The organism is Sneathiella sp. D3-11 (assembly GCF_055809395.1).
Map to the genome: position 1 here is coordinate 1,435,386 of NZ_CM147911.1, position 11,454 is coordinate 1,446,839.

Consider the following 11,454-nt stretch of genomic DNA (forward strand, 5'->3'; position numbering starts at 1 on the left):
TCAAATTCACACGATTAGGAATAGGATAGATGTTCGTTGTTGCAGCGCTTTATAAATTTGTAGCCCTGCCCGATTATGAGCAGTTGCAGGGGCGATTGCTCGCGCTTTGTCAGGAGAATAATATTCAGGGCACGCTCCTGCTTGCCGAAGAAGGAATCAACGGAACCGTCGCGGGCACACGCGCAGCGATAGACGCCTTGCTCGCTTTCCTCAAGACCGATCCAAGGTTTGATGATTTGCAACACAAGGAATCCTTGAATGAGAAGCAACCCTTCTACCGGATGAAGGTCCGCCTTAAGAAGGAGATCGTGACCCTGGGAGCACCGGGCCTTGACCCCCGGAAGGCAGTCGGCACCTATGTTAAACCGGAAAATTGGGATGCCTTGATAAACGATCCAGATACCTTGCTCATCGACACCCGTAACGACTATGAGGTTGAGGTCGGGACCTTCAAAGGTGCGGTAAATCCAGAGACAGCAACATTCCGGGAGTTTAAAAAATTCGTCGAGGAAAAACTCGATCCTGTACGCGATAAAAAGGTTGCGATGTTCTGCACCGGCGGAATTCGCTGCGAAAAATCGACGTCCTATCTTCTCTCCAAGGGATTTGAGAATGTCTACCATCTTGAAGGCGGCATCTTGAAATATCTTGAGGAAATTCCGAAAGAAGAAAGCAGTTGGGAAGGTGAATGTTTCGTTTTTGACCAACGCGTCACAGTCAACCACAACCTTGAAAAGGGTTCTTACGATCAATGTTACGCATGCCGATATCCAATCACGGAAGAAGATAAGGAATCGCCGCTCTATATAGAGGGGATTTCCTGCCCGCGCTGTCATGACAGCCTGAGCGAAGAGCAGAAAAAACGCTTCGCGGATCGCCAAAAACAGATTGACCTCGCGAAGGCAAGAAACGAAACCCATATCGGCGGCAAGTAGCTGTCTTTTCGTCACTGTTTCAAATTTACGAACTTAATCAGCGTTTCTATTGATGAGAAAGACGCTGCGGCCATAAATGGTGCGAAGGAACCAGTTTTAATAATTCCCTCTGCCGCATCTATCATTGCGCCATAGGCAACCCGGGCAAAGGCTGAACCAACGCTGATCCGTTTCACTCCTGCGGCTTCAAGCTCGGTGATCGTCACGCCCGGAAGGCCGATACCAGCGACAACATTGAGCGGCTTTGACACTTCCTTACAGACCGTCTTTATAGCCTGTAAATCGGGAAGTGCCGGCGCATACAGCACATCCGCCCCGACCATTTCAAAGCATTGGAGGCGCATCAAAGTATCTCCAAAATCTGGTCGGTTAAAAAGGTAGTTTTCAGCCCTCGCCGTCAGCATGAAAGGTCTATCCAGTCCTCTTACAACTTCAGCAGCCGCAGCGATTCTGTCAATCGCTTGCGCCCGTTCGTAAATGGGGTTATCCGGATCACCCGTCGTATCCTCAATCGTGCAGCCCGCGAGTCCAATTTCGGCAGCCAGCCGGACTGTCTCCGCCACCTCTTCAGGCGTATGACCATATCCGTTTTCGAGATCAGCGCTAACCGGTAACGTCGTTGCCGCGATAATCCCGGCGGCATGCTCCAGCGCTTCTTCCCGACTGATTTCACCGATTGAAGTACCTTTGCCTGAAGAAAAGGCAAACCCGGCGCTCGTCGTTGCCAAGGCGCTAAATCCAAGCGCCGTCAGCATCTTCGCTGATCCCGCGTCCCAAGGGTTAGGAAGAACAAATGCTTTCTCCCGCAAATGCAAGGCCCTAAAAATTTCCGCTCTTTCACGAATATCAACCGGCATATGTCCTCCAATCTCATATGTTCATGTTTTGTTCACATTGGAGCATTTGAGAATAGTATGCAAGAAAAATCACATGCATTTTGAGGGAAGGTTGATCGAGTTATCTCAACCCACCCTTACGCCGATGGAGATCAATGGCAAGCTCATCCAGACTCATTTGCTCAACCCTGTTCCGCTCATATTTTTCCTTAATTCCACGTGCTTCGAGCGCGACCTGATATTTTTTGAGTTCCTGATAACAGATGGTTACCTCTTCATTCAGTGCGGCAATCTTGGTGTCTATTTCTTCAATGCTTGCCTTAATATTTTCTCTTTGCTGCTTCGCAGCAGCAGCATAGTTCGCAAAAGAGAAGCCAACCTCCAGATTGGCCCCGGCAACATCCTGCTCCCGCAGTTGTTCTTCTTCAAGGCTTCGTAATTGTTTCACAAAACTTGCGTGCAATTCTTCAAAATCGACAAGTTCCCGCCGCTTTTCGTCAAGTTTCCATTTATGGACCCTGATTAAACTATCCAGGCCCTTCATGATGATTTTAACCTCAAAGCATCATCCTCCGCCTTAAACCGTTTCAAGATCTGGTTGCTGCGCCAGTATTTCGGACAGGGCAGCAAAGCATTCGGGCAGGCTGGCCCGATCGGTCTTGCCCTGACTCATGAACTCTTCCAGCATCGGGAAAAAATGTATGGCCTCATCAACTAAAGGATCTGCACCCCGTCGATATGCTCCCAAGCGGATCATTTCTGCCATGTCGTCATAGGTTGAGAGATATTGCTTCGCCTTCGATATGAGAACATTTTCAGCGTCACTATTGCACCCGGGCATCGTCCGAGAGATAGATTTGAGAACATTAATGGCCGGATAGCGGCCTCGCTCCGCGATCTGTCGCTCCATCACTATATGACCATCTAGAATTCCCCGGACGGCGTCCGCGACAGGTTCGTTGTGATCATCACCCTCAACAAGAACGGTAAATAGCCCCGTGATACTGCCTTTTCCGGAACCTGGCCCGGCACGTTCAAGCAATTTTGGCAGTTCACTGAAAACGGTTGGCGTATAGCCCTTACTTGTCGGAGGTTCACCGCCCGAAAGACCAATATCACGTTGCGCCATGGCAAATCTGGTAACACTATCCATCAGACAAAGCACATCGCGATCCTCATCGCGGAAATATTCCGCAAGAGAAAGCGTCAGGTAAGCGGCCTGACGTCGCATAAGCGCAGATTCATCTGATGTCGCAACAACGACAATACTTCGCTTCAGGCCTTCCTCGCCGAGGTCATCCTTGATAAATTCCTGTACTTCCCGGCCACGTTCACCGATCAAGCCAATCACATTGATGTCTGCCGCAGTATTTCGGGCAAGCATGGAAAACAACACCGATTTACCAACGCCGGAACCTGCAAATATGCCCATTCTCTGTCCGCGACAACAAGTCACGAAAGTATTCAGGGCGCGAACACCAAGATCTATTTTCTCACCGACCCGTTGACGGGCGTGCGCCGGTGGCGGTGCATTCCGAAAAGGAACAGCTCGGTTTCCGGATTTGAGTGGCGGACCGCCATCAATCGGTTCTCCCATGGCATTGACCACCCGGCCAAGCCAGCTTTCATTCGGAAAGATGACCGGATCGCGCTCAGCAATTTCTGCCTTACAACCAATGCCAATCCCTTCCAGAACGCCAAACGGCATGAGTAACGCACGATCATCACGGAAACCGACCACCTCGCAGTTTACCTTACCGCCGCCGCGGGCGCGTAAATTAACGCGGCTGCCAATACTCAGTTGTCTTTGTATGCCGCCGATTTCCACCAACAGCCCCATTATTGCAACCACGCGGCCGTAATATTGCGCTGTAGGAACCCGATCGATTTCCGAAATAATGCTTTGCACGAAAGACGCCTCGCTTAACTTGTTTGTAGGACCCTGATCTCGGTAAGTTAAGTCATTTTGACAGATACATTTTAATGTTTAGTAAATGCCGTCATACGAAGTTAACAAAGATAGTTAATTTTTATCTTTTGTTTTAACTAATTGTTAAGTTAAGTTGTTAATAATAGTTGGAGTACAGGAGGTACAATATATGCGTGTACTATTGATAGAAGATGATAGCTCAATGGCTCGTGGCATCGAATTGATGCTGAGCGCAGAGGGTCTTAATGTTTACACGACCGACCTCGGTGAAGAGGGCGTAGATCTTGGCAAACTTTATGACTATGACATTATTATATTGGATTTGGGCCTGCCTGATATGTCCGGTTACGACGTCTTGAAAAAGCTTCGTACGGCAAAGGTATCAACGCCCATTCTGATTTTATCCGGCATGTCTGAACCTGATGACAAAGTTAAGGGTTTGGGCTTCGGTGCGGATGACTACTTAACCAAGCCTTTTAATAAAGATGAACTTGTCGCACGTATTCATGCGATTGTTCGCCGTTCGAAAGGCCACGCACAATCCACTATTGAGACTGGCAAGCTTACGGTCAACCTGGACTCCAAATCTGTCGAAGTCAGCGGCCAGCGCCTGCACCTCACCGGCAAAGAATACGGCATGCTCGAACTGCTCAGCTTGCGCAAGGGCACAACATTGACGAAGGAAATGTTCCTCAACCACCTCTATGGGGGCATGGACGAGCCAGAACTCAAAATCATCGACGTTTTCGTTTGCAAACTGCGCAAGAAGCTTGCCGCAGCAACCGCCGGCGACAATTATATCGAAACGGTTTGGGGTCGGGGATATGTTCTTCGCGATCCAGAAGAGAATCTTCAGGCCCGCGCGAGCTAGCCTTCTCCTAAATACCGAAACGTCATTCATTAAAAAGCCCCGCAGTAGTCTATACTGCGGGGCTTTTATTTGAATATTATCAGAGAGAGCTTGCTCAGTTGCGCTGCCGATCGTCAGGATTAACTGGCGGCCGCCATCAATCCGCCATTGACTGAAGTATAAACCCCGCGCTGACCGTCAACCGGTTTAAAACTGTCACAAATACCCAGGACAGTTTCCGCGCCGCCCAAGAAAAGCGCGCCATCATCAGCGAGAATTTTATGGACTTGTGTCAATACTTTGCTTTTCGTCGGCTGATCAAAATAAATCAGAACATTCCGGCAAAAAACGACATCGAACTGACCCAAGCTTCCGAGATCCTCCAAGAGGTTCTTCGGTTGGAACTTAACCATCGCCCGGATAGAACTATCGATCTGCCACATCTCACCGACCTGCTGAAAATGCTTCATAAGCAGTTGAATGGGGAGTCCGCGCTGCACCTCAAACTGAGAATATAACCCGGCTTTGGCTTTCTCCAGAACCTCCTGCGAGATATCAGTCGCCATAATTTCCACACGCCAGCCAGCCATTTTAGCGGCCTCTTCCTTCAACAGCATGGCAATTGAGTAGGGCTCCTGCCCGGTCGAGCATGCCGCCGTCCATATCCGTAGAGTTTTTTCGTGGCCCGCGCCTTCAAAAGCTGCGGCAGCACGACATCTCGGAAAGTATCAAATGGCTTGGTGTCCCGGAAGAAGAATGTCTCGTTGGTCGTCATCGCCTCGGTGATTTCTTCCAAAAGGCGATCATCTTTGTACCGACGAACTTCTTCCGCCAATGCTTCGAGATTTTCCAATCCGCGCCGACGCGCAAGAGGAACCAACCTGCTTTCCAGCAAATATATTTTCTCTTCTGTCAGCACCAATCCGGAGCGTGAATTGACAATTTCACCGAAGAGTTGGAAGTCCTGACTATTCATACGGGCCTCCCCTTGAGAATATTTTCAATCGCACCAGGGATTTTTTCCAATGGGAACACCCCATTGCACAAATCGGCAGAGGCAACAGCTCCCGGCATTCCCCAAACAACACTTGTTTCTTCATCCTGACCAATCACCACTGCTCCTGACTCCGCAAGTTTCTTGCAACCTTCCAGTCCATCATGTCCCATACCTGTCAAAATAACCGCCAACACATCACTACCGTAAGCGGTCATCAGACTCCTAAGCATCGGATCTACGGATGGACGGCAATAGTTTTCTGGGGGTTCCTGATTTAACTTGATGACAACATCAGTGCCTTTTCTAACCACCGTCATATGCCAATCCCCAGGTGCCACGTAAACGCGATTTTCAAGAACCTTTTCACCGTCTGATGCTTCCCTGCAGTCCTTGCCGTAGATCTTGCTCAAATGCTCTGCAAGAATTGCTGTGAAGGTAGCCGGCATATGCTGGGTGATCAAAATCGGCAAGCTTGTTTTTCCTTTGAGGGCTTCAAAGGTTTTAAATAGCGCTTGCGGACCACCCGTGGATGAACCGATAGCGATCACTTTAGGCGCAAGGTTCTTTCCATAGGGTCGCAAGTTAAAAGTCGATTTTTTATGAAGTGGCGCTGGTGCTGTCTCACCAAGTAGCGTCGGCTTTAAGGTCGGCCGCGGTGCAACTTTACCCGCCTTACGATCTCGCAAGCGTCGTGTTTGTCCAAGAGCCCTGATTTTTTCCAGCAAGCCTCTGTGGAATTCTTCTTTCTCATTGACGTCGCGAGTCGATTCCGGCTTCGCAATATAATCCGCGGCCCCCATGGCCAGCGCTTTCAAACTGACATCCGCATTTCGCCGTGTCAGTGTGGACGCCATAATAACTTGAACGGACTTGTCCAGCTGAACAAGACGCGGCAGCGCCGTAAGGCCATCCATTTCCGGCATCTCGATATCAAGGATTACCAATTCCGGGAGGGTGCGCTCAAATTCACGAAGGGCAGCAACACCATTGTTAGCAATAGCAACAACCTGAATATCCGATTCCGCTTCAAGCCAGCGCGTTAGAAAGCCGCGTATAACTGCGGAATCATCGACGATCATGATCCGGTAAGGATCTTTGTTCGTCTCAATCGGCAGACTTGTTATCGTGTCGGCTTGCACCACCTAGAGAACCCCCACTTGAGAGAATTTCGCTTCAATAATCGCGCGATCGAAAGGTTTCATAATATATTCATTGGCGCCCGCAGAAATGGCCTCACGAATATGCGCCATATCATTCTCTGTCGTGCAAAAGATCACGACGGGCTGTTCCCCATTCTCGGAATTCCGTAGCGTCCGCAGAAAATCAATTCCGTTCATCACCGGCATATTCCAATCGAGGAGGATGACATCCGGCATTTTTTCAAGGCACGCGTTCAATGCACCCTTGCCGTCTTCTGCCTCAAGGATACCGAAACTCAAATCTTCCAGAATACGTCTCGCGACCATGCGAACAACTTTGGAATCATCAACAATCAAACAGGATGGCATCTTGTTTCTCCGTTCTTTCTCACGCCGCGATGGTCGAACTGTCTGCGAAATTCAAAAGTTGCTCGATTTGCATTAGGACGAGCAACTTGTTTTCAAGCCGGTACACACCGCCAGATATTTCTTTCCAGCAAGAATTCAGTGTGACAGGAGTTGGCTGCAACTCATTTAGATCCAGGCTGAGCACTTCGCCAACACTATCTATCAGAAGACTATAGGGTTCACCCTGATGCTCGACGACAATACTCATGCTGTTTTCATCTTCCTCTCGCTCCGGCAGGCCAAGGCGCTTGCGCACATCGATGGCCGTCACAATACGGCCGCGAAGGTTGAGGGCGCCGGCAACTTCGGGCGGTGCCAGCGGAATTTTCGTAAGATTTAGACCCCGAAGTACATCATGGACTTCTAGAACCGGAATACCAAAGAGTTGGTCCGAAATGAAAACAGTAACATAATCATGCATATTGGTTTCGGTCATTTTGCACTCCCACTTTCCTTAAGAGTCTGCGAAAGCGCGGACATCAATGAATCTCTGTCAAACTTTGCTATATAATCTGAGAAACCTACGGCGCGCCCACGATCGAAATCACCAGGCGTCGTGTGGGAGGACAAGGCGACAATCGGCGTCTCATTCCATCTGTCATCCCCTTTAATTTCTTCGGCGAACGTGAAACCATCCATTTCCGGCATCTCAATGTCGCTGACGATGATGTCAAATGTTTCGCCGATATCTCTCTTTTTCAAAGCCTCTGCGCCATTCTCTGCTGTCGAAACGTCATAACCCGCCGTTTTTAGAAGTGGTACGAGCATGTTCCGGAAGAATGGACTGTCATCGACCAGCAGGACTTTCTGTTTCTCGCCGTTATGGCCGAAAGGTCGTGTCTCCGTATCCCCAAACCAGCTACCAAAGCATTTGCTCAAGCAGTAACCGACATCAATTATATCGGTCGCCTTTTCGCGAATAACGGCACTGCCGACATAGCCATCGCGTTCCGATAACATTTCCACATCGAGATGGTCTTCGACAATATCGACAATTTCTTCAACCAAAAGCCCCATTGTACGATCTTGATCACTAAAGACCAGGACAGGTTGTCGTCCCTCTTCCCTGATTTCTATATTGTCTTCGATCGTCGTCAGCGGCATCAATTGACCACGATACTGGACAACTTTCCTGCCATTCGCTTCTTCGATTGTACCGACGTCAATTTCTTCAAGGCGCGCCACCAGAGAAAGTGGAACGGCTTTCGGATCCTTTCCGCCAGCACGGAAGACAAGGAGCGCAATTTTCTCATCTTGCACCTGCGCCTGTTTTGTTTCTTCTTTCGACGCACCATCTGTATTGACCACGGCGTCACCGGACATAGCGGCAATTCCATTCGGGTCAAGGATCATGATAACACTGCCATCCCCGAGGATCGTATTTCCTGAGAAAATGGACAGGTTTTTCAAAATCGGCGCAATTGGCTTGACGACAATTTCTTCCGTATCAAACACCCGGTCCACAACTATGCCGAACACATAACTGGCGACCTGAATAACGATGATAAACTCTTCAGAGCCTTTAACTTCGCTTTTGTCCGCAACTTCATCCGCAGCTGTTTCAAGGCGCATGATTTCATTCAGATGCACAAGCGGCAACAGATGATCACGCAATCTAAGAACCGGCGAGCCATTAATCATTTCAATTGTATGATCGCTGGTATTATTGGTTGAAGCACGAACGAGTTCAACCACACTCGTCTGCGGGACGGCAAATCTTTCACCGCAACATTCAACAATCAACGCAGACACAATCGCGAGTGTCAGCGGAATTTTAATGGTGAAAGTTGACCCTTTGCCTTCTTCAGACGTCAGGGCAATCGTCCCGCCAATCTTCTCGATATTGGAGCGAACGACATCCATGCCGACCCCACGGCCAGATACATTGGTTACTTTTTCCGCAGTGGAGAAGCCGGCACGCATGATGAAATTTTGGATTTGCTGCTTGCTCATCCCTTCCAATTCAGCTTCGCTCGCCAAACCGTTTTCGATAACCTTCTGCTTTATTTTTTCACTGTTCAGACCGCGCCCATCATCCGTAATCTTGATGATGATATGACCACCTTCATGAAAGGCTTCGAGAACAATCTTGCCCGTTTGTTGTTTACCCGCCGCCTTGCGATCTTCGGGTACTTCAAGCCCATGATCCGCTGAATTTCGCACCATATGGGTAAGCGGATCCTTGATCAACTCAAGCACCTGACGATCGAGTTCTGTTTCCGCGCCATGCATGACCAGATCGATTTTCTTGCCCAATTCATGGCTGAGATCCCGCACAATACGTGGCAGTTTCGACCAAGCATTTCCGATCGGCTGCATGCGTGTTTTCATCAGCCCTTCCTGCAACTCGGTTGTTACATGGCTTAGGCGTTGCAGCGGAACCGTAAATTCATTGTCATCCATCCCGCGAACCATCTGCAGGAGCTGATTTCGAGTCAGCACAAGTTCACTCACCATCGTCATAAGATTTTCTAGCATCTGCACATTTACGCGAATGCTCTGATTGGCGATGTTAGATTCTTTTGTTGTTTTCTCGGCGGCCGGCTTCTTTTCTTCAAGCGGCGCCTCTTCTTGCTGTAGCTCTAAGGATTCAACAATCTCGTCCGGACCTTCCGCTGCCTGGAACGCCGCTTCAAGTTCAGCCTCAGAAACCTCACCGGGTCGCAGTTCTTCTTCCGCTAAATCCTCGTCTGGACCTTCCGCAGCCTGAAATGCCGCTTCAAGCTCTGCCTCGGAAACCTTTCCAGCCGGCAGTTCTTCCTGCTCTGGCTCCGGTGCTGCCTCCTTAGGCGCCTCTCCGAACGCGACATCGTTTAGACGGGCAATCAAATCCGCATCATTTCCAGCGGGCTCTTCTTCAGTCTCCTCGATCGTGGCCAGAATGTCCTTGATGGCATCCATTGCTTCGAGAATAAGCGTCACAACATCTGCGGTAACGGTCAGTTCCTTGTCGCGAATTTTCCCGAGAACATTTTCTCCGGCATGTGCAACAGCCTCCAGTCTTGGCAAACCTAGAAACCCGCATGTTCCCTTAATGGTATGAACAAGACGAAATATATTGTCGATCTGACTTTCGTCGCTCGGATCCTGCTCCAAAACAACAATGGAGGCGTCAACGATACCAATGTTTTCATTGGTTTCCGTAAGAAATTCACTTAAAAGATCATCCATTCGGCTGCGCTCTTTCTGCTTCTTTACTTTCGTTTCTGGAAACTGAAGTTCCTAGAAATATTCGGGTACAGAATGCCGGATATAGGTTAACAAGCAGTTACGGATTATCTTGAAAATAGCTATTTTTTGACGCAAACCAGCGTTCTCAAAACTCGGACGTCTTTCCGATAAAAATTTGTGGCTTATTTTAGAGAAGCGCCAGAAACCTGGTCAGGATGAGCGGACGGCGAGTGCGACCAAGCCGTCTTCCACGTCGGTAATATCCAGAACCACACTATTATTTCCACACAGGGCCATAAGATACTGAACACCCACATTTTGCGCAGTTAGTTCGGCTTCATTATAACCGTTCTGCAGGATATGAGTCACGTCCTCACGAAGGACCGCGCGCGGCCCTTCCGCCCGATAGGCGAATGACCAATTGTCATCCTCAACGTTGCCTGTGATTTTTACGTCGCCACCTCGAGGCAAGGTGCCCGATGCAATGATCAGCAGATTACAAAGAATTTTAATGGCATCCTTCGGCAGGAGTTCTGCCCCGCCTTCGCTATCCGGCCAATCCAGCCGTACTTTGCCGTATGACATAAGATCGCGGCAGAGATTACGAGCATCACGGATCGATACTTCCTGCCCTAAACCACCTGCAAGACCAAAGGCAAGACGATAAAACTGAAGCCGCGCCGATGCCTCTCCCGCACTCTCACTCACAAGTTTAAGGGCTTCGCTCCGCATATCTTCGTTGCCGTCATCGCGAACAAGTTCAATTCCATTGCAGACGGCACCGATGGGCCCGATGACGTCATGACAGAGTTTGGAGCTCATTAAGGACGCGAGTTTCAAATCAATCATGACATCTCCATAATCCGCAGTTTGCGGAACACTGTAAAATCGAACAACCTTTGTCGTCTGCACGACAATTTGATAGAGTGAATATGCAACAATCTTATCCATCATGTTAAGAGAAAAATCATGCTTGCTCAGTTTTCACCCGGCCAATATGTCCGCCATCCGCAGGAACCAGACTGGGGAGTGGGACAAGTACAGTCTTCCGTTGCGGACCGGGTAACAGTGAATTTTGAGCACGCAGGCAAGCAGCTGATTATTGTTGGGCTGATCGAGCTTGTATTATTAAGTGATGAAGAAGCACATGTAGAACAAAGACGCGGGGATAAGATGGGAGGATCTTAA

Annotated in this window: 11 protein-coding genes and 1 pseudogene; 3 read left to right on the plus strand and 9 right to left on the minus strand. The window is 49.2% G+C overall.

Annotated features, from left to right (window positions below):
- Positions 1-29: 29 nt before the first annotated feature.
- Positions 30-935 carry an oxygen-dependent tRNA uridine(34) hydroxylase TrhO gene (trhO, locus tag AC0L73_RS07410; protein ID WP_227952816.1) on the plus strand — a complete coding sequence of 302 codons (906 nt, stop codon included), beginning with the start codon at positions 30-32 and terminating at the stop codon, positions 933-935.
- Between the two features lie 11 nt (positions 936-946).
- Here the strand turns inward: trhO and AC0L73_RS07415 are convergent, their stop codons facing one another.
- The 3 genes from AC0L73_RS07415 to fliI all read right to left on the minus strand — a co-directional run bounded on the left by AC0L73_RS07415 (position 947) and on the right by fliI (position 3,680).
- Entirely contained in the window at positions 947-1,792 is an 846-nt protein-coding gene (locus AC0L73_RS07415) for an isocitrate lyase/PEP mutase family protein (RefSeq protein ID WP_227952813.1), read from the minus strand.
- Between the two features lie 100 nt (positions 1,793-1,892).
- On the minus strand, positions 1,893-2,315 hold the full coding sequence (locus AC0L73_RS07420) for a hypothetical protein (protein WP_227952811.1): 423 nt from the start codon (positions 2,313-2,315) through the stop codon (positions 1,893-1,895).
- Between the two features lie 33 nt (positions 2,316-2,348).
- Entirely contained in the window at positions 2,349-3,680 is a 1,332-nt protein-coding gene (gene fliI / locus AC0L73_RS07425) for a flagellar protein export ATPase FliI (protein ID WP_227952809.1), read from the minus strand.
- 190 nt (positions 3,681-3,870) lie between these two features.
- On the opposite strand from fliI, the gene ctrA reads away from it, so the two are divergent.
- Positions 3,871-4,572 (plus strand): response regulator transcription factor CtrA, encoded by a 702-nt coding sequence (ctrA, locus tag AC0L73_RS07430; RefSeq protein ID WP_227952807.1) that lies wholly within the window; start codon positions 3,871-3,873, stop codon positions 4,570-4,572.
- Positions 4,573-4,691: 119 nt separating this feature from the next.
- Here the strand turns inward: ctrA and AC0L73_RS07435 are convergent.
- From AC0L73_RS07435 to AC0L73_RS07460, 6 genes and pseudogenes are all read right to left on the minus strand, one after another.
- Positions 4,692-5,527: pseudogene (locus AC0L73_RS07435) on the minus strand (CheR family methyltransferase).
- Entirely contained in the window at positions 5,524-6,627 is a 1,104-nt protein-coding gene (locus AC0L73_RS07440; protein WP_265334959.1) for a protein-glutamate methylesterase/protein-glutamine glutaminase, read from the minus strand. Before AC0L73_RS07440 ends, AC0L73_RS07435 begins: the two are co-directional and overlap by 4 nt.
- Positions 6,628-6,690: 63 nt before the next feature.
- On the minus strand, positions 6,691-7,056 hold the full coding sequence (locus AC0L73_RS07445; protein ID WP_227952801.1) for a response regulator: 366 nt from the start codon (positions 7,054-7,056) through the stop codon (positions 6,691-6,693).
- Between the two features lie 19 nt (positions 7,057-7,075).
- Complete coding sequence (locus AC0L73_RS07450) at positions 7,076-7,531, minus strand: chemotaxis protein CheW (protein ID WP_227952800.1); 456 nt, start codon at positions 7,529-7,531, stop codon at positions 7,076-7,078.
- Positions 7,528-10,266 (minus strand): hybrid sensor histidine kinase/response regulator, encoded by a 2,739-nt coding sequence (locus AC0L73_RS07455; protein ID WP_227952799.1) that lies wholly within the window; start codon positions 10,264-10,266, stop codon positions 7,528-7,530. The genes AC0L73_RS07450 and AC0L73_RS07455 overlap by 4 nt, the downstream gene beginning before the upstream one ends.
- A gap of 210 nt (positions 10,267-10,476) precedes the next feature.
- Positions 10,477-11,220 carry a histidine phosphotransferase family protein gene (locus tag AC0L73_RS07460; protein ID WP_227952798.1) on the minus strand — a complete coding sequence of 248 codons (744 nt, stop codon included), beginning with the start codon at positions 11,218-11,220 and terminating at the stop codon, positions 10,477-10,479.
- Positions 11,221-11,235: 15 nt separating this feature from the next.
- On the opposite strand from AC0L73_RS07460, the gene AC0L73_RS07465 reads away from it, so the two are divergent.
- Positions 11,236-11,454, plus strand: coding sequence for a DUF3553 domain-containing protein (locus AC0L73_RS07465; protein ID WP_227952797.1), 219 nt, complete (start codon positions 11,236-11,238; stop codon positions 11,452-11,454).